Raw genomic sequence first — 17,367 nt, 5'->3', positions numbered from 1 at the left:
CGGCGTTCGGGCTACCCGCGTGACCCGTCGGGGTCGCTCAGCCCGCGACGAACGTACCGGCCGCCTTGTCGTGCCAGCACTGGCGCCAGGGCCGGTCCCGCAGCCCCCACAGCACATTGACGATGCCGATGGCCGTCACCGCCAGGACGCCGTGCACCAGCCAGCGCAGCACCGCCGCGCCGAAGGACGGCTTCTGCTGGCTCCGCAGGTCGAACACCCGCAGCTTGCACAGCGCCTTGCCCGGGGAACGGCCCCACAGGGCGGTCGGCAGCGCCTCGAAGAGGAAACCGGCCACCAGGAAGACACCGAGCACCATGGCCAGATAGCCGCCGGTGGTGCCGTCGATCAGCCAGATCTCGCGGGTGACCCCGGCCTCGTTGGCGGCGTCGATCTGCCGCTGGATGTGGTCCCTGGCGTCCCCCAGCACCATCGCCGCCATCGCCCCGGCGGCGGCCAGCGGCAGCACCGAGTCGAGCAGCCGGGCCAGCAACCGCCGGCCGGGTCCGGCCGGGTACAGCTGATCGCCCGCGCCGAACAGCGCGTCCTTGTGGAACGGCAGCGGGGTGAGCGGGTCCGCCTGGTGCGAGCGCAGGAATGGCGACTGCTGCACCTGCGGCGCGGGCCGGTCCTGCGCCGGCGGCAGCTGCTGCGCCGGTGACGGCTGCGGCGGCTGGGCCGCGGGCGGCTGCTGATGCTGCGCCGGCAGCGGCGGCAGGCCCGGGGACGCCGGGAGCGGCGCGGGCTGCGGCGCCTGCTGGGCCAGCTCCCGCACCTGGTGCTGCCAGGACTCGCCCTTGGGCAGCCGCAGCTGCGCCGTCTGCTCGTGCGGGGCCTCCGGCGGCGCCTGCCGGGCCGCCTGCGCGGGCAGCGCCGGGCGGGACGGGGTCGCCGGGCGCAGCGCCGGGGCCTGCTGCTGCTCGGGCACGGCGGGCAGCTGGGCCGCGGCCGGCTCCGGCTGGGGCTGCGGCTGCGGCGCCACCGGCTCGGGCCGGTCCTGCGCCTGCGACGGGGCCACCGGCTGCGGCTGCGGCGAGGAGGGGCGCGGGGCGCTCAGGAACTGGCCGCGCGGATCGATCCGCGGGTCCGGCTTCTTCGCCGCGGCGCCGGACGGGCCGCCGGTGCCCTCGTCCGCGCCCGCCCCGGCCGGGGCCGGCTCGGGCTCGGGCTGCGCGGCCGGTGCGGCGGCGCCGGGCGCGGGCGCGCCCGGCGGCGGAGCGGGCATCGCCTCCCCGTCCCTGGGCTCCGGGCGACTGGTGCCGGGCATCCAGGTGGCACCGTTCCAGTACCGGATGTAGCCGGGAATCGACGGGTCCGGATACCAGTTGGGCCCCGGGCTGCCGCCGGCGCTTCCTGCGGGTGGGGAGCTCATGAGCGGTCCAGGTCTCCTCGTCCTACTGGGCTGTCTGCGGGCCGTCGCCGGGTATGCATGGTACGTCCCCCGGCGGGGCGGCAGATACCTTCGTCTGCGCTGACAGTCTCGCGGATGGCGCGCCGCAGGAAGCGGGCCGCCCGGCCGACACGCGGCCTTCGCAGTAAAATTTCCAAAGCCGCGTAATGAACGGCCCCTTGTTCCCTCTCTCCGGGTGCATGACCTGACAGGGACCAGCGTGAAGGGGCGTCGCAGCGCATGAACACCACCGTCGAACGGGACATCGAACTCCAGCTGGTGCTCTCCCCCGAGCGCAGCATCCCGGTCCCCGCCCGCTTCGTGTACGGGTCGGACGACCCGTACGCCGTGCACATCACCTTCCACTTCGGCTCCGACGCCCCCGTGCACTGGACCTTCTCCCGCGAGTTGCTGGTGGAAGGGGTGTTCCGGCCCTCCGGGCACGGCGATGTGCGGGTGTGGCCGACGCAGCAGGAGGGGCGCTCCGTCATCTGTGTGGCGCTCAGCTCGCCGGACGGCGACGCGCTGATCCAGGCGCCGGCCGTCGCGGTCTCGGCCTGGCTGGAGCGTACGCTGCGGGTGGTTCCGCCGGGTACGGAGTCGGAGAACACCGACCTGGAGGAGGAACTCTTCGCCCTGTTGACGCCGGCGCCTGGCGACGACTGCTACCCGGGCGGCGATCCGTGGGGCGCGCCGGACGGGCCGCTGGACGGCGACAGGTGAGCCGCGTGCCGTACCAGCGCGGTGGTGCGGTACGGCACCGGGTTCTCCATGACGATGGCGGTGGCCGAGCGCACGATGCCGTCGAAGCCCACCACGCGGTCGATCACCCGCTGGAGGTCGGCGTTGGAGCGGGCGACGAGCCGGCACAGCATGTCGCCCTGGCCGGTGATGGTGTGGAGTTCCAGCACCTCGGGGACGGAGGCCAGATGGGCGCGGACCTCGGCGCCGCGCCCCTGCTTGATCTCCAGGGTGGCGAAGGCCGTCACCGGGTAGCCGATGGCGGCCGGGTCCACCTCGGGGCCGAAGCCCCGGATCACGCCGGTGCGGCGCAGCTTGTCGAGACGCGCCTGGGCGGTGCCGCGCGCGACCCCCAGGCGCCTGGACGCCTCCAGTACCCCGATGCGCGGCCGGCGCGCGAGGAGTTGCAGCAGCCGGCCGTCCAGTTCGTCGATCGCCATACCGGGGTTCTCCCCGCTGGACAACCTGTACACACCGTACGGGCCTGTGCGGGCGAGGCTGTACGGGTTGTCCAGCTTTTGTGGCATCTCTTGCACACCTTGCTGATGGGGCGCACCCTGCGCTTATGACTGAGCACACTGAGACCGACCCGTTCCCGGTCCAGGGGATGGACGCGGTCGTCTTCGCGGTGGGCAACGCCAAACAGGCTGCGCATTACTACTCGACGGCGTTCGGGATGACCCTCGTCGCCTATCAGGGCCCGGAGAACGGCAGCCGGGAGACCGCTTCGTACGTGCTGGAATCCGGAAGTGCCCGGTTCGTCTTCACCTCGGTCATCACCCCGGTGGGCGAGCGCGGGAAGGAACTGGCGCGGCATGTCGCCGAGCACGGGGACGGGGTGATCGATCTGGCGATCGAGGTGCCCGACGCCCGGGCGGCGTACGCGCACGCGGTGGCGCGGGGCGCGCGCGGGATCACCGAGCCGTACGAGGTGAGCGACGACGACGGCACGGTGGTGCTGGCGGCGCTGGCCACCTACGGCGAGACCCGGCACACGCTGGTGGAGCGTTCCGGCTACAAGGGGGTGTACCTGCCGGGTTACGCGCCGGCCCGGCCGATCGTGGAGCCGGTGGAGGGGCGGCGCCGGGTGTTCCAGGCGGTCGACCACTGCGTGGGCAATGTGGAACTCGGCCGGATGAACGAGTGGGTGGACTTCTACCGCCGGGTCATGGGCTTCACGAATATGAAGGAGTTCGTGGGCGACGACATCGCGACCGAGTATTCGGCGCTGATGTCGAAGGTGGTGGCGGACGGCACCCGCAAGGTCAAGTTCCCGATCAACGAGCCGGCGCCGGGCAAGAAGAAGTCGCAGATCGACGAGTACCTGGAGTTTTACGGCAGCCCGGGCGTCCAGCACATCGCCCTGAACACCGGGGACATCGTGCACACCGTGCGCACCATGCGGGCGGCGGGCGTGGAGTTCCTCGACGTGCCGGATTCGTACTACGACACGCTGGGTGAATGGGTCGGCGAGACCCGGGTTCCGGTGGACACGCTGCGGGAGCTGAAGATTCTCGCCGACCGGGACGAGGACGGCTATCTGTTGCAGATCTTCACCAAGCCCGTACAGGATCGCCCAACGGTCTTCTTCGAGATGATCGAGCGGCACGGATCGCTGGGATTTGGCAAAGGGAACTTCAAAGCTCTCTTCGAGGCAATCGAGCGTGAACAGGCGCGACGGGGGAATCTGTAAGGACACCACCCCCCACAACCGCCCCCGCGACCTGCACTCGCGGGGGCGGTTCCCTGTGTGCCGGGCGGCGGTTGGCGCCGGGTGGCCGCCCGGCGGGTTCAGCAGCCGGGGACGGAGTCGCCTGCGGCGAGGGCACGCAGATCCTCGACGGCGCCGGAGAGGGTCGTCACCGGGATGAGCCGGAGCCCGTCGGGGAGGTTGGCGGAGGCCGCGTCGCACTCGTCGCGCGGGACGAGGAAGACGGTGGCGCCGTCCCGCTCGGCGGCCTGGGTCTTCAGCGGGACGCCGCCGACCGGGCCGACCGTGCCGTCCGCGTCGATGGTGCCGGTGCCGGAGATGACGGCGCCGCCGGTGAGGTCGCCGCCCCGGCCGTCGCCCTCCAGGAGGTCGATGATGCCGAGCGAGAACAGCAGCCCGGCGCTGGGCCCGCCGACCGAGTCCAGGCGGAGCGTGATGTCGATGTCCTCGTCCTCGCGGCCGAGGTGCCGGAGGGCGGCGGCGACGGCGGAGTGCTGGGACTCGGTCATCTGGGCCCGGTTGTGCTCCTGGATCTCGGTGACCGAATCGCCCACCGGATAGACCGCTTCGGTGGGCAGCACCGCGCGGTCGGAGGCCAGGTAGCCGCCGAGCACGTCGGTGAGCGTGACGGAGGCGTCCGGCGCGGTGGCGGTGATGGTGGTCATGCGCAGTTCGCCCTCGGGCTCGCGCACCGGGGCGCCGGTGATGGTGATCACCGGCTCGCCCTCGCTCTCCCCGAGCACATCGGCGGTGGGCCCGGGGTACGCGACGGCGAACGGCAGCGGCGCGAAGGCGGCGACCGCGAGCAGCGCGGCGAACACGGCGCCGCACACCGCGAGCGCCCAGGTGCGGCGGCGGCCGGTCAACTGCTGGGTGAGGGCGGACATGCCGCCGAATCTAACGCACCGCGCGGCGGCGCCCGCACGCGGCCGAGGACGGCGGCGGCCCCGGGGGCGTTGGCCGGGGCGGCGGCCGGCTACCGCAGGACGGCGGCGACTTCGAGGGCGGCGCGCACCACGCGCGGGCCGATGTCCGGCGGGATCGCCTCGTTGAGCATGACGACGCCGACGCTGCCCTCGATCCCGCAGTCGCGGGGCAACGGTGCGGCGGCTCCGCTGGCGCCGGCTTCGAGTTCGCCGTGGGTGAGGACGAACCCCTCCTCGTCCTGGATGTCCTTGCAGCGGCCGGTCAGTATGGCCCGGCCGGCCGCGCCCCGGTCCAGCGGGTGGCGGAAGCCGGCCCGGTAGGCGACGTGGTAGTCGGTCCAGCTCGGTTCGACGACGGCGACCGCGAGCGCGTCGTTGCCGTCGACCACGGTGAGATGGGCGGTGGCGCCGACGTCCTCGGCCAGCGCGCGCAGCGCGGGGAGCGCGGCCTCGCGCACCAGCGGGTGCACCTGGCGGGTCAGCCCGAGGACACCGACGCCCACCCGGGCCCGGCCGCTGGTGTCGCGGCGGACCAGGGCGTGCAGTTCGAGGGTGGCCAGCAGCCGGTAGACGACCGTGCGGTTGACGCCGAGCTGTTTGGAGAGTTCGGTGACGGTCAGACCGTGGTCGGTCTCGGCGAGCAGTTTGAGGACCCGCAGTCCCCGGTCGAGCGTCTGAGAGGTCTCCGCAGTCACGACGCCCCCTTTCGGCTGCCAAAGCGTGACCGGGAACTTATCCAGCGTTACCGCTCAGCGGAAGGGGTTGTCCAGTATTCGAGCATGGATGGCACGGTATTCGACCGGATTTCTTCCGCCCGGGCCCTGTCGAACGCGTCGAACGCACCGGTCGCGGCGGTCCACCGGCGGCTCCCGGCGGTCACCGCATCCGGGTCGCCCACTCCCGTACCTTGGCCATCCGCTGCCGCAGCTGCCCCGCCGACGCCTCGGCGGTGGCCGGACCGCCGCACACCCGACGCAGCTCGGTGTGGATCACCCCGTGCGGCTTGCCCGACTGGTGCGCGTACGCGCCCACCAGGCCGTTCAGTTCACGCCGCAGCTCCATCATCTCCTTGTGGGTGACCACCGGGCGCCGCTCGGCCGGCACCTCCAGCAGATCGGCCTGGTCGTCCGGGCGCCGCTTGCTGTGCGCGATCTGCCGGGCCTGCCGCTTCTGGAGCAGCATCTGCACCTGGTCCGGCTCCAGCAGCCCCGGGATGCCCAGATAGTCCTGCTCCTCCTCGCTGCCGGGATGCGCCTGCATCCCGAACTCGGCGCCGTCGTACATCACCCGGTCGAAGACGGCCTCCGACTCCAGGGCCTCGAACGGCAGCTGGTCGTCCGTGCCGTCCGGCTCGTTCTGCTCGCGCTCGGCCTCCTTGAGCAGATCGGCCTCCTCCGCGTACGGATCCTCGTCCTCGCCGCCCTTCTTGGGCTTGTCGAGGACGTGGTCGCGCTCGACCTCCATCTCGTGCGCGAAGCCGAGCAGCGTCGGGATGGTGGGCAGGAAGACCGACGCGGTCTCACCGCGCCGCCGGGAGCGCACGAAACGGCCCACGGCCTGCGCGAAGAACAGCGGGGTGGAGATGGTGGTGGCGTACACCCCGACCGCCAGCCGCGGCACGTCCACGCCCTCGGACACCATCCGCACCGCCACCAGCCAGCGGTCGTCCGACTGCCGGAAGTCGTCGATGCGCTGGGAGGCACCGCCGTCGTCCGACAGCACGAGGGTCGCCCGCTCCCCCGTGATCTCGCGGATCAGCTTGGCGTAGGCGCGCGCGGAGTCCTGGTCGGTGGCGATGACGAGGCCGCCGGCGTCCGGGATGGCGCGCCGCACCTCGGTCAGCCGCCGGTCGGCGGCGCTCAGCACGGCCGGCATCCACTCGCCCTTGGGGTCGAGTGCGGTGCGCCACGCCTGGGAGGTGGCGTCCTTGGTCATCGGCTCGCCGAGCTTGGCGGCGATCTCGTCGCCCGCCTTGGTGCGCCAGCGCATGCTGCCGCTGTAGGAGAGGAAGATGACGGGCCGCACCACGCCGTCCGCCAGCGCGCTGCCGTAGCCGTAGGTGTAGTCGGCGACGGAACGGCGGATGCCGTCCCCGTTGTCGCCATAGGCCACGAACGGGATGGGGTTGGTGTCGGAGCGGAACGGGGTCCCGGTCAGCGCCAGCCGGCGGGTCGCGGGCTCGAACGCCTCCAGGCACGCCTCGCCCCAGGAGCGGGAGTCGCCGGCGTGGTGGATCTCGTCCAGGATCACCAGGGTCTTGCGCTGCTCGCAGCGGTTGCGGTGCAGCATGGGCTTGACCCCGACGCCCGCGTAGGTGAGGGCCACGCCGTGGTACTCGGCGCCGAGCCGGCCGGAGCTGTACTCGGGGTCGAGTTTGATGCCTATCCGGGCGGCGGCCTCGGCCCACTGCTTCTTCAGGTGCTCGGTCGGGGCGACCACGGTCACCTGCTGCACGATGTGGTGGTGGAGCAGCCAGGAGGCGAGGGTGAGCGCGAAGGTGGTCTTGCCCGCGCCGGGGGTGGCGACGGCGAGGAAGTCCTGGGGCTGGGCCTGTACGTACGCGTCCATCGCCGCCTGCTGCCAGGCCCGCAGTTTGCTCGCGGTGCCCCAGGGGGCGCGGCCGGGGAAGGCCGGGGAGAGGTGGGAGGAGTGGGTCGCGGACGCGGCCGTGGTGGCGGAAGCGGCGGTGGTAGTCACGGTCTCCGGGGGGTGGACGGGGGCGGTGGCGGGATGGGGCGAGGACACGGACCGCGCCAGCGTACCCGGGTGTCCGGGGCGTGCGGCGTGCCGGCGGCACGCCCCGGCTGACCGGAATTCAGTGCGTCATGTCCTCCTTTGTCGCCACTCGTCCGGCGGTCAGCACGGCCAGGACGGCGACCACGGCCGCCGCCGCGTACACCACCACGAAGGCCCCGGGGCCCACCGCGGAGGCGCCTTCGACGGCGGTGGTGCTGCCGCCGAGCGCGGCGAAGGCGCTGCCGACGGCCGTGAGCATCACCACATTCGACAGCGCGTCACACACCTGGAGCGAGGCCACGTTTCCGCCGGCCTCCTCGGGGCGGGAGAGCCGCAGCACCAGCACGCCGACCGAGGAGACGGTGTAGCCCATGCCGACGCAGCCGATGGCGAGGGTGAGGGCGGGCGTCCAGACCGGCACGGCCTCGATGAGGACGAGCGGGGTGGCGAGCACGGCGAACAGGATCAGCACGGTGCTGACCCGCACCAGCAGATAGCGGTGCGGCTCGAGGCGGGGGCGGGACTGGGCGTAGGAGCCCAGCGCCCACACGGCGCCGCCGACGGCGAGGGCGAGCCCGGCCTGGGTGATGGACAGGCCGCGTTCGGTCACCAGCATCAGCGGCAGGAACGTCTGGGTGGTCATGAACGCGCCGGAGATGAGGCCGCGCAGCATGATGACGGACGGCAGTCCCCGGGCGGCGCGGAAGGTACCGGCGGGCAGCAGCCGCAGCGCGGCGGGCGCCGCCAGGGCGATCCCGGCGGCGATCGGGACGGCCGAGAGCCAGCGCAGTTCCTGCCCGCCGAACTGGAGCAGCCCGGCGCCGAGCGCGACGGCGGCGGCCAGCCGCAGCATGCGGGCGTCGAACTTCTTCGCGCCCTCGGCGGGCGGTCCCGAGGCGCTGCGGCGCAGCGGCGGCAGCATGATGGCCAGCGGCAGCACGACGAGCACGGTGATGCCGAGGAACACCCAGCGCCAGCCGAAGTGTTCGGTGACCACTCCGGCGATGACCGGGCCGAGGAGCGAGGGCACCACCCAGGCGGCGGAGAAGGCGGCGAGCGCGGCCGGGCGCAGCCGCTCGGGGTAGACGCGCCGGACCACGACGTACAGCGCGACGATCACGAGCCCGCCGCCGGCGCCCTGGGCGGCGCGGCCGGCGACGAAGGTGAGCATGTTCTGGGCGGCGCCGGACAGCAGCAGTCCGGCGGAGAAGACGCCGATCCCGGTGACGACCGGGCCGACCGGTCCGCCGCGGTCGCACCACTGGCCGGCGAGGACCATGCCGAGGAGCGAGGTGGTGAAGTAGGCGGAGAAGGCGAAGGCGTACAGCGCGACGCCGTCCAGCGCGTCGGCGGCGGCCGGCATGGCGGTGCCGATGGCCATGGCCTCGAAGGCGATGAGCAGGATGGTGCTCACGCAGCCGAGGGTGAGCGCCCGGTACGGTCCGCTGAGCACTCCCCCGCCCGGTGGTGCGGCGGGCGGGGCGGCGGGGGGCGCGGAGGCGGCGGGAACGGCCGGGACGGCGGGGGCGGTCGGGGCCGACGACGGCGTCGGCGGTGCGGGCTCGGTCATACGTCACACGGTAAGGAACCACCGGTGTGCGGCCCATACCCGATCCGGCTTAGGACCTCCGGCGGCATCGGGGCGGGGTTCGGGCGGGCCGGCCCGCGAGCGGTCGCCGCACCGCCGGTGGCGGGGGCCGGGTCCCCGGCCGGGCCGGGGTCAGGCGGGCACCCGTGGGGTGACCAGCCGGCCGCCGGAAACCAGGTCGGTGAGGTCGGCGGCGGCGCGGCCGACCTCGGGGAGGGTGAGCATCGCGAGCCGGGCGGCGCGCAGCCGGGCGGTGAGGGCCGGGTCCGCGAGCAGGCCGTGGCAGGCGGCGGCGACGGCATCGGCGTCCGGGTCGGGGCCCAGGTCGCGGCCCAGACCCAGGGCGGCGACGCGGCGGGCGTTGTGGGGCTGGTCGCCGAAGTTGGGGACGACGGCCATCGGGGTGGCGGTGCGCACCGCTTCGCGGATGCTGTTGTAACCGCCGTGGGTGACGAACAGGTCGGCGCACTCCAGCAGCAGGGGCTGCGGGATCCGGTCGGTGAGGTGGAGGTACGGCCCCGGGGTGACGCCGGTCAGCGGGATGCCGCCGGTGGCCACCACGGCGGTGACCTCCAGCCGGGAGAGTCCGGCGACCAGGGTGCGCAGGGTCCTCGCGGGGTCGGTGGCCTCGGGGGGCAGCGGCACATTGCGGCCGGCGTCGCCGAAGGTGGGCAGGACGGTGCCGAGCGCGGCGAGGACCAGCGGCCGGTCGCCGGGGAGCCGGGCGGCCCACGGGGGCAGGGCGCCGCCGGGTTCGACGGCGGTGGTCTGCCGGTAGGCGAGGACGGGTCCGCGGTGGCGGGCGAAGCTGTAGGCGCTGGGCATGAAGTCGAACCGGCCGTGCGGGTACAGGCTCTCCGGGTCCGTGCGCTCCGGCAGACCGGCCTCGGCGCGCAGGGCGTTGAGCGCGGGCAGCAGCGGGGCGGGCTCCACCAGGTTGAGGAAGCCGCTGGGCAGCGGCAGGTGCGGGATGCCGCGTTCCTCGGCGAGGACGACGGCGGCGAAGTCCATGCCGTCCCGTACCAGGGCGTCGGGCCGGAGCCGGCGGGCGGCCTCGCGCAGGATGGTGAGGATCGAGCGGGCGTACGGGCCGGCCAGCAGCGCCGTGAGCGGGTGGTCGGGCGAGGACATGTCCTGCGCCGGATCGAACGGGGAGCCGTCGGGCGGCGGGGGCGCGGGCGGCAGCAGCGGGAGGACGGTGATCCGGTCGGCGGCGAAGACCGGTGCGACGGCCTCGGTGGTGAGGACCGTGACCTCGTGCCCGGCACCGGCGAGCGCCCGGGCCAGGGGCAGCAGGGCCCGGCCGTGCGAGGGCGAGGCCATGGCGGTGCACAGGACGCGCATGGGGGGATCCTTCCGGCGGACGGGGCGGGGCGTGTGCAGACGTACCCCGGCCACCGGCCGCCGATGAGGATCGGGCCGCGAAGTCACCCGTTCCGGTGGCGGTACCCGCCGATCGCGGTCAGCGCGGCGGCGGTCAGTGCGGAAGCGGTCAGCGGCCCGCGGTCAGTGCGGCAGCGGCTGGTTGAAGCGCAGCAGATTGCCGGCCGGGTCGCGGAAGGCGCAGTCGCGTACCCCGTAGGGCTGGTCCATCGGCTCCTGGAGCACCTCGCCGCCCGCCGCGCTGATCCGCTCGAAGGTCGCGTCGCAGTCGTCCGTCCGGAAGATCACGCCGCGCAGCAGGCCCTTGGCCATGAGTTCCGCCATGAGCCTGCGGTCCTCGGGGGAGGCGTTGGGGTCGGCGAGCGGCGGCTCCAGGACGATGCTCACCTCCGGCTGGCCGGGCGGCCCGACCGTCACCCAGCGCATGCCCTCGAAGCCGACGTCGTTGCGCACTTCGAGGCCGAGCGCGTCCCGGTAGAAGGCGATGGCCCGGTCGTGGTCGTCGACGGCGATGAAGCACTGGGAGATCGTGAGGTTCATGGCGCTCACGCTACGTGCGGGCGCCGGGCCGTGCGCCCTCGCCCCGGTCCGTCTTCAGGGGCCGGGTGTGGATCTTGGCGATGCAGGCCGGGATGGCGGCGCCGTCGTCGTGGCGGCGGGCCCGGTAGGCGCTCGGGGTCTCGCCGACCAGCTGGGTGAAGCGGCTGGAGAAGGAGCCGAGCGAGGTGCAGCCGACCGCCATGCACACCTCCGTCACCGAGAGGTCGCCGCGCCGCAGCAGGGCCTTGGCGCGCTCGATGCGGCGGGTCATCAGATAGCTGTACGGGGTCTCGCCGAACGCGGCCCGGAAGCTGCGGGAGAAGTGGCCCGGTGACATCAGGGCGCCGTGCGCCAGCGCGGCGACGTCCAGCGGCTCGGCGTACTCGCGGTCCATGCGGTCGCGGGCGCGGCGCAGCCGGACGAGGTCGTCGAGATCGGGCCGGGACACCCGTTCAGTGTCCCAGACCGGTCAGGAATGGAGAAGCGCCGGCGACGGCGGCCGATTACCGTAACTGACCAGGCAATACCCATCGAAAAACGCTCAGGAGTGATCATGTCCGGCGCTTCCACCGAGGGCATCAGGACCGTGCTGCACCCGGTGACCGACCTGGCCGCTGCCACACCGGTGTACGCGGCGCTGCTCGGCACCGAGCCGCAGACCGAAACCCCCTACTACACCGGGTTCGAGGCGGCGGGCCAGCAGATCGGCCTGGTCCCGGGCGGCGGCCCGCAGGCGATGACCTCCCCGGTGGCGTACTGGCACGTCGCCGACATCGAGGCCAAGCTGGCCGAGGTGACCGCGGCGGGCGCCACCGTCCACGAGCCGGTGCACGACGTCGGCGGCGGCCGGCTGGTGGCCACCGTCACCGACCCCGACGGCAACGTCCTCGGCCTGCTCCAGGACCGCTGACCATGGCCCACCTCGCCGACGACCACGATGTGATCCGGGTGCACGGAGCCCGCGAGAACAACCTCCGCGACCTCCACGTGGAGATCCCCAAGCGCCGGCTGACGGTCTTCACCGGCGTCTCCGGCTCCGGCAAGAGCTCGCTGGTGTTCGACACTATCGCCGCCGAGTCGCAGCGGCTGATCAACGAGACCTACAGCGCGTTCGTCCAGGGCTTCATGCCCGCCCTGGCCCGCCCCGAGGTGGACGTTCTCGACGGGCTGACCACGGCGATCGTCGTCGACCAGCAGCGGATGGGCTCCGACCCGCGCTCCACCGTCGGCACCGCCACCGACGCCCACGCGATGCTGCGCATCCTCTTCAGCCGGCTCGGCCGCCCGCACATCGGGCCGCCCGGCGCGTTCGCCTTCAACGTGCCCTCGGTGCGGGCCAGCGGCGCCATCACGGTGGAGCGGGGCACCGCCACCAAGGCCGTGAAGCAGACTTTCAGCCGCACCGGCGGCATGTGCCCGCGCTGCGAGGGCCGGGGCAGCGTCACCGACATCGACCTCGGCCGGCTGTACGACGCCGGCAAGTCGCTGGACGAGGGCGCCATCACCGTCCCCGGGTACAAGGCGGGCGGCTGGAACTACCGGCTGTACACGGCGTCCGGCTTCTTCGACCCCGCCAAGCGGATCCGGGCGTACACCGAGCGGGAACTCCACGACTTCCTGTACCGCGAGCCGACCCGGATGAAGATCGAGGGCATCAACATGACCTACGAGGGGCTGGTCCCCCGGGTCAGGAAGTCGCTGCTCGCCAAGGACCGGGAGGCGATGCAGCCGCACATCAGGGCGTTCGTGGACCGGGCGGTCACCTTCACCGCCTGCCCGGAGTGCGGCGGCACCCGGCTGAGCGAGGGCGCGCGTTCCTCGAAGATCGCGGGCGTCAGCATCGCCGACGCGTGCGCGATGCAGATCAGCGATCTGGCGCGCTGGATCGCCGGACTGCGCGAGGAGTCGGTGGCGCCGCTGCTGACCGCGCTGCGGCACACCCTGGACTCGTTCGTGGAGATCGGCCTCGGCTACCTCTCCCTCGACCGCTCCGCCGGGACCCTGTCCGGCGGCGAGGCGCAGCGGGTGAAGATGATCCGCCAGCTCGGCTCCTCGCTCACCGATGTGACGTACGTGTTCGACGAGCCGACCACCGGGCTGCACCCGCACGACATCCGGCGGATGAACGATCTGCTGCTGCGGCTGCGCGACAAGGGCAACACCGTGCTGGTCGTCGAGCACAAGCCCGGGACGATCGCGATCGCCGACCATGTCATCGACCTCGGCCCCGGCGCCGGCGCGGCCGGCGGGCAGCTCTGCTACGAGGGCACGGTGGCGGGGCTGCGGGCCTCCGGCACCGTCACCGGGCGGCACCTGGAGGACCGGACGGCGCTGAAGGAGAAGGTCCGCACCCCCACCGGCGCGCTGGAGATCCGGGGCGCCGACACGCACAACCTGCGCGCCGTCGATGTGGACATCCCGCTGGGCGTGCTCACGGTGATCACCGGGGTCGCCGGATCGGGCAAGAGTTCCCTGGTGCACGGCGCGCTGCCCGGGCAGGCGGAGGCCGCCGGGCAGGAGGTGGTGGCGATCGGGCAGGAGGCGATCCGCGGCTCGCGGCGCTCCAACCCGGCCACGTACACCGGGCTGCTGGAGCCCATCCGCAAGGCGTTCGCCAAGGCCAACGGGGTGAAGGCGTCGCTGTTCAGCGCCAACTCCGAGGGCGCCTGCCCGCAGTGCAACGGCGCCGGGGTCATCTACACCGATCTGGCGATGATGGCCGGGGTCGCCACCACCTGCGAGGAGTGCGAGGGGAAGCGGTTCCAGCCCGCGGTGCTGGAGTACCGGCTGGGCGGCCGGGACATCAGCGAGGTGCTGGCGATGCCGGTGGAGCAGGCCCGGGAGTTCTTCGGCACCGGCGGCGACGCGCCACTGCCGGCCGCGCGCCGCATCCTGGACCGGCTCGCGGACGCCGGACTCGGCTACCTCAGCCTGGGACAGCCGCTCACCACGCTCTCCGGCGGGGAACGGCAGCGGCTGAAGCTGGCCGGCCACCTGGCCGAGCGGGGCGGGGTGTACGTCCTGGACGAGCCGACGGCCGGGCTGCACCTGGCGGACGTGGCGCAGTTGCTGGCGCTGCTCGACCGGCTGGTGGACGCCGGGAAGTCGGTGATCGTCGTCGAGCACCACCAGGCGGTGATGGCGCACGCCGACTGGATCATCGACCTGGGCCCGGGTGCCGGTCACGACGGCGGCCGGATCGTCTTCGAGGGCACCCCGGCCGAACTGGTCGCGGACGGCACGACGCTGACCGGCGAGCACCTGGCCGCGTACGTGGGCGGCGCCGCCGGCTGACGGGGCGGGGAGCGGCCGGGGGCGTTGTCAGTGGGCGGTGGCAGACTCCGCACCATGAGCGCACCGGAGCGGAAACAGGGACAGGGACAGGGACAGGGACGCGAAGGGGAAGGGGAAGGGGCGAGCGCGCCGGGGCGGACGGACGCGCCGGAGCGGGTACGGCTGCGGGAGGTCGTCCCGGCCGACCTGGAGGTGTTCTTCGCCCAGGAGCACGATCCGGAGGCCGCCCGGCGGTCCCGCTTCCCGCCCCGGGAGCGGGAGGCGTTCATGCGGCACTGGACCACACGGGTGCTCGCCGGCCCCGACGTGCTGGTGCGGGCCATCACCGTCGACGGGGAGGTGGCCGGGAACCTGGTGGCCTGGACGGACGGGGACCGCCGGTGGCTCGGGTACTGGCTGGGCCGCGCGTTCTGGGGGCGCGGCGTCGGCACCCGGGCGCTGGCGCTGTTCCTGGAGCAGGAGACGACCCGCCCGCTCTACGCCGACCCGCACGAGGAGAACACCGGCTCCGTCCGGCTGCTGGAGAAGCACGGCTTCCGCCGCGCCGGGACGGTGCGGCACGACACCGACTCCCACCTGCTGCTGGTGCTCGGCGCCGCGTCCTGACGAGCGCCCTTGGCCGCCCGGCCGGCGCCCGGGCCGCGACGGCGTGTTCCGGAAGCCGGGACGCGCGGGGGTCCGGGGCGGGCCCGGGCGCCGCGACGTGCCGGGCGCCGGAACCTACCGGGGCCGGCTACGCCTGCGGCTGCGGCTGGGCGCCCGCGTTCACCACCGCGGACTGCGGGCGGATCGGCAGCCGGTTCACCGGCCGCCCGGTGGCCGCCCGTACCGCCGCCGCCACCGCCGCCGGGGACACCACCACGGGCGCCGCGCCCGCCGCCTTCGCCCCGAACGGGGCCACCACGTCCCGCTCCTCCAGCAGTTCCACGATCCGGATGTCCGGCACGTCCAGCGCCGTCGGCAGCGCGTAATCCGCGAAGTCCGGGCGCCGCACCACCCCGCGCGCCACCCGCAGATGCTCCATCAGCGCGGTACCGATGCCCTGCGTGACCCCCGCCTCGATCCGGGCCCGCAACTGCGCCGGGTTGAGCACCCGGCCCACGTCCTGCGCGATGGCCATCTCCACCACCCGCACCGAACCCAGCTCCACATCGACGTCCACCACGGCCCGTACCGCCGCGAAGGCCAGCCCCACGAACGCGTCGCCCTGCCCGGCGGCGTTCAGCGGCTCGGTGGGGTGCGGACGGCACTGCGCCGTCGCCCACAGCTCCTTGCCCTCCAGCGCCTCGGCGACCGTGGTGCTCAGCACCCCGTCGTACGAGGTGATCTTGCCGTCCGTGATGGTCAGCAGCTCAGGGGACATCCCGAACGTCGAGGCGAGCGGCTGGAGCAGCTGGGTGCGGACCATCTTCGCCGCCCGCTCCACCGCCCCGCCCGACACCCAGGTGTGCCGGCCGCGCAGCCCCGGCCCGGCCGGCGGCTGGTCGGTGTCGACCGGCGCGACATGCACCTCCTCCACCCCCAGCACGTCCTGCACGATCTGCCGGGCCAGCGTCGCGAACCCCTGGCCGGTGTCCACCGCCGCGCACAGCACGGTGGCCACCGAACCCTCGACCTTGACCGTCGCCGTGGACACCTCGTCGGTGCCCTCCGCGCCGAGCATGTGCACCATGCCGAGCGCGTACCCCACCCCGCGGCGCACCGCGCCCGGGTCGGCGGCACCGTCCGGGCCGCCCGGCAGCACCCACTCCTCGTCGGGCGGCGGCGGCAGCGGCGTCTCCCGCACCGCGCGCAGCAGCGCGGCGACCGGTGCGGGGCAGGTGACGGCCTGCCCGGTGGGCAGCGGGTCGCCGGTGCTCATCACATTGCGGGCGCGCACCTCGGCCGGGTCGAGACCGAGCCGGGCGGCCAGCTTGTCCATCTGGCCCTCGTACGCCGCGCACACCTGGAGCGCGCCCTCGCCGCGCAGATGCCCGGAGGGCGGGTTGTTGGTGCGCACCGCCCAGCCGTCGACGACGGCGTTCGGCACCCGGTAGGGCCCGGCGGCGAACGACACGGCGGCGGCCAGCGCTTCGGCCGAACCGTCCGCGTACGCCCCGGCGTCCATCAGCAGTTGCGCCTCGACCTTCACCAGCTTGCCCTCGCGGTCGGCGTGGTGCCAGTAGCGCAGCATGGTGGGGTGCCGGTGCGGGTGCCCGAGGAACGACTCCTCGCGGGTGGCCGCCAGCTTCACCGGCGACCCGGTCCGGATGGCCAGCAGCGCGAGCGGCAGTTCGAAACCGAGGTCCTCGCGGTCGCCGAACGCGCCCGGCACCCCCGTCACATAGATCTTGACCTGATCCGGCTCCAGGGCCAGGCAGGCGGCCAGCCGGTCGCGGTCGCCGTGCGGGTCGGTGGTGCCGGTGTACACCTCCACGCCGCCGTCCGGGCGCGGCACCGCGAGACCGGCCTCGGCTCCTATCGGCGCCGGGTCCTGGCGGCCGACGCGGTAGACGCCCTCGACGACGATCTCGCCGTTCATGTCGGGGTTGCCGTAGCGCAGCGGGATGTGCCGGACGATGTTCCCGGCGGGGTGCAGCGGTTCGGACTCGAACACCTTCTCCGGGTCGGTGACCGGCTCCAGCACCTCGTAGTCGACGGCGATCGCGGCGGCGGCAAGCCGGGCGGTCTCCGGATGGTCGGCGGCGACGGCCGCCACCGGCTCACCGTGGTACCGCACCTCACCGGACGCCAGCGGCGGACGGTCCCCGGGCGGGGTGCCCTTGACGTCCAGGTGCGTGACGACGGCCCGCACCCCGGGGAGGGCGGCGGCCTCCGTGGTGTCGATGCCGCGGATCGTGGCGCGCGGATGCGGGGCGCGCAGCACGGCGGCCCACAGCAGGCCCTCGGCCCACAGATCGGCGGTGTACGGGAAGACGCCGGTGGTCTTGGCGGCGGCGTCGGCGGGCGGTACGGACGCACCGAGACCGAGCGTGGCGGCGCCCTCGGCGGGCCCCGGCGCGGTCTCGGCACCGGCGACGGTGACGGCGGTGATGCCGTCGATGGGCTGGTCGCTCATCGT

The 17,367-nt window shown here is 73.7% G+C and carries 15 protein-coding genes; 5 read left to right on the top strand and 10 right to left on the bottom strand.

Features of this window, described 5'->3' with window-relative positions; translation table 11 throughout:
* Positions 1 to 37: 37 nt before the first annotated feature.
* Positions 38 to 1,369 (bottom strand): RDD family protein, encoded by a 1,332-nt coding sequence (locus BM385_RS16710; protein ID WP_093843522.1) that lies wholly within the window; start codon positions 1,367 to 1,369, stop codon positions 38 to 40.
* Positions 1,370 to 1,627: 258 nt separating this feature from the next.
* Here BM385_RS16710 and BM385_RS16705 point away from each other — a divergent pair, with 258 nt between their 5' ends.
* On the top strand, positions 1,628 to 2,110 hold the full coding sequence (locus BM385_RS16705; protein ID WP_019433219.1) for an SsgA family sporulation/cell division regulator: 483 nt from the start codon (positions 1,628 to 1,630) through the stop codon (positions 2,108 to 2,110).
* Here BM385_RS16705 and BM385_RS16700 read toward each other — a convergent pair.
* Complete coding sequence (locus BM385_RS16700; RefSeq protein WP_093843521.1) at positions 2,053 to 2,568, bottom strand: Lrp/AsnC family transcriptional regulator; 516 nt, start codon at positions 2,566 to 2,568, stop codon at positions 2,053 to 2,055. The two genes, BM385_RS16705 and BM385_RS16700, sit on opposite strands and share 58 nt — an antisense overlap.
* 125 nt (positions 2,569 to 2,693) lie before the next feature.
* Here BM385_RS16700 and hppD point away from each other — a divergent pair, with 125 nt between their 5' ends.
* Positions 2,694 to 3,821, top strand: coding sequence for a 4-hydroxyphenylpyruvate dioxygenase (hppD, locus tag BM385_RS16695; protein WP_093843520.1), 1,128 nt, complete (start codon positions 2,694 to 2,696; stop codon positions 3,819 to 3,821).
* Between the two features lie 98 nt (positions 3,822 to 3,919).
* On the opposite strand, the gene BM385_RS16690 is transcribed toward hppD, so the two are convergent.
* The 7 genes from BM385_RS16690 to BM385_RS16660 all read right to left on the bottom strand — a co-directional run bounded on the left by BM385_RS16690 (position 3,920) and on the right by BM385_RS16660 (position 11,460).
* The gene (locus BM385_RS16690; RefSeq protein ID WP_019433216.1) at positions 3,920 to 4,726 is read right to left on the bottom strand and encodes a S16 family serine protease; all 807 of its coding nucleotides are present in this window, start codon (positions 4,724 to 4,726) and stop codon (positions 3,920 to 3,922) included.
* An 89-nt stretch (positions 4,727 to 4,815) separates the two neighbouring features.
* Positions 4,816 to 5,460 (bottom strand): IclR family transcriptional regulator, encoded by a 645-nt coding sequence (locus BM385_RS16685; RefSeq protein ID WP_019433215.1) that lies wholly within the window; start codon positions 5,458 to 5,460, stop codon positions 4,816 to 4,818.
* Between the two features lie 181 nt (positions 5,461 to 5,641).
* Positions 5,642 to 7,462 carry a DEAD/DEAH box helicase gene (locus BM385_RS16680; protein WP_093843642.1) on the bottom strand — a complete coding sequence of 607 codons (1,821 nt, stop codon included), beginning with the start codon at positions 7,460 to 7,462 and terminating at the stop codon, positions 5,642 to 5,644.
* 118 nt (positions 7,463 to 7,580) lie between these two features.
* The gene (locus BM385_RS16675) at positions 7,581 to 9,071 is read right to left on the bottom strand and encodes an MFS transporter (protein WP_093843519.1); all 1,491 of its coding nucleotides are present in this window, start codon (positions 9,069 to 9,071) and stop codon (positions 7,581 to 7,583) included.
* A 150-nt stretch (positions 9,072 to 9,221) separates the two neighbouring features.
* Positions 9,222 to 10,433 (bottom strand): glycosyltransferase, encoded by a 1,212-nt coding sequence (locus BM385_RS16670; RefSeq protein ID WP_093843518.1) that lies wholly within the window; start codon positions 10,431 to 10,433, stop codon positions 9,222 to 9,224.
* A gap of 162 nt (positions 10,434 to 10,595) precedes the next feature.
* Complete coding sequence (locus BM385_RS16665; protein WP_019433210.1) at positions 10,596 to 11,012, bottom strand: VOC family protein; 417 nt, start codon at positions 11,010 to 11,012, stop codon at positions 10,596 to 10,598.
* Positions 11,013 to 11,022: 10 nt separating this feature from the next.
* Positions 11,023 to 11,460: a helix-turn-helix transcriptional regulator gene (locus tag BM385_RS16660; protein WP_093843517.1), complete on the bottom strand. Its 438-nt coding sequence runs from the start codon at positions 11,458 to 11,460 to the stop codon at positions 11,023 to 11,025.
* Between the two features lie 105 nt (positions 11,461 to 11,565).
* Here BM385_RS16660 and BM385_RS16655 point away from each other — a divergent pair, with 105 nt between their 5' ends.
* The 3 genes from BM385_RS16655 (at position 11,566) to BM385_RS16645 (ending at position 14,912) form a co-directional block, all read left to right on the top strand.
* Complete coding sequence (locus BM385_RS16655; protein WP_093843516.1) at positions 11,566 to 11,922, top strand: VOC family protein; 357 nt, start codon at positions 11,566 to 11,568, stop codon at positions 11,920 to 11,922.
* A 2-nt stretch (positions 11,923 to 11,924) separates the two neighbouring features.
* Positions 11,925 to 14,306: an ATP-binding cassette domain-containing protein gene (locus BM385_RS16650; RefSeq protein ID WP_093843515.1), complete on the top strand. Its 2,382-nt coding sequence runs from the start codon at positions 11,925 to 11,927 to the stop codon at positions 14,304 to 14,306.
* A gap of 162 nt (positions 14,307 to 14,468) precedes the next feature.
* The gene (locus BM385_RS16645; RefSeq protein WP_037755806.1) at positions 14,469 to 14,912 is read left to right on the top strand and encodes a GNAT family N-acetyltransferase; all 444 of its coding nucleotides are present in this window, start codon (positions 14,469 to 14,471) and stop codon (positions 14,910 to 14,912) included.
* Positions 14,913 to 15,039: 127 nt separating this feature from the next.
* Here the strand turns inward: BM385_RS16645 and BM385_RS16640 are convergent, their stop codons facing one another.
* Complete coding sequence (locus BM385_RS16640; protein ID WP_019433205.1) at positions 15,040 to 17,364, bottom strand: xanthine dehydrogenase family protein molybdopterin-binding subunit; 2,325 nt, start codon at positions 17,362 to 17,364, stop codon at positions 15,040 to 15,042.
* Positions 17,365 to 17,367: the final 3 nt, after the last annotated feature.

The organism is Streptomyces harbinensis (genome assembly GCF_900116145.1).
Taxonomy (GTDB): Bacteria; Actinomycetota; Actinomycetes; order Streptomycetales; family Streptomycetaceae; genus Streptomyces; species Streptomyces carpaticus.
Note: the sequence above shows the minus strand (reverse complement) of the source record. Positions and strands in the feature narration are given on the sequence as shown.

Bases quoted from the DNA above. Each gene is read 5' to 3' on its own strand.
- BM385_RS16690 (WP_019433216.1), bottom strand. From the start codon at position 4,726: ATGTCCGCCCTCACCCAGCAGTTGACCGGCCGCCGCCGCACCTGGGCG.
- hppD (WP_093843520.1), top strand. From the start codon at position 2,694: ATGACTGAGCACACTGAGACCGACCCGTTCCCGGTCCAGGGGATGGAC.
- BM385_RS16670 (WP_093843518.1), bottom strand. From the start codon at position 10,433: ATGCGCGTCCTGTGCACCGCCATGGCCTCGCCCTCGCACGGCCGGGCC.
- BM385_RS16710 (WP_093843522.1), bottom strand. From the start codon at position 1,369: ATGAGCTCCCCACCCGCAGGAAGCGCCGGCGGCAGCCCGGGGCCCAAC.
- BM385_RS16650 (WP_093843515.1), top strand. From the start codon at position 11,925: ATGGCCCACCTCGCCGACGACCACGATGTGATCCGGGTGCACGGAGCC.
- BM385_RS16665 (WP_019433210.1), bottom strand. From the start codon at position 11,012: ATGAACCTCACGATCTCCCAGTGCTTCATCGCCGTCGACGACCACGAC.
- BM385_RS16675 (WP_093843519.1), bottom strand. From the start codon at position 9,071: ATGACCGAGCCCGCACCGCCGACGCCGTCGTCGGCCCCGACCGCCCCC.
- BM385_RS16705 (WP_019433219.1), top strand. From the start codon at position 1,628: ATGAACACCACCGTCGAACGGGACATCGAACTCCAGCTGGTGCTCTCC.
- BM385_RS16655 (WP_093843516.1), top strand. From the start codon at position 11,566: ATGTCCGGCGCTTCCACCGAGGGCATCAGGACCGTGCTGCACCCGGTG.
- BM385_RS16700 (WP_093843521.1), bottom strand. From the start codon at position 2,568: ATGGCGATCGACGAACTGGACGGCCGGCTGCTGCAACTCCTCGCGCGC.
- BM385_RS16640 (WP_019433205.1), bottom strand. From the start codon at position 17,364: ATGAGCGACCAGCCCATCGACGGCATCACCGCCGTCACCGTCGCCGGT.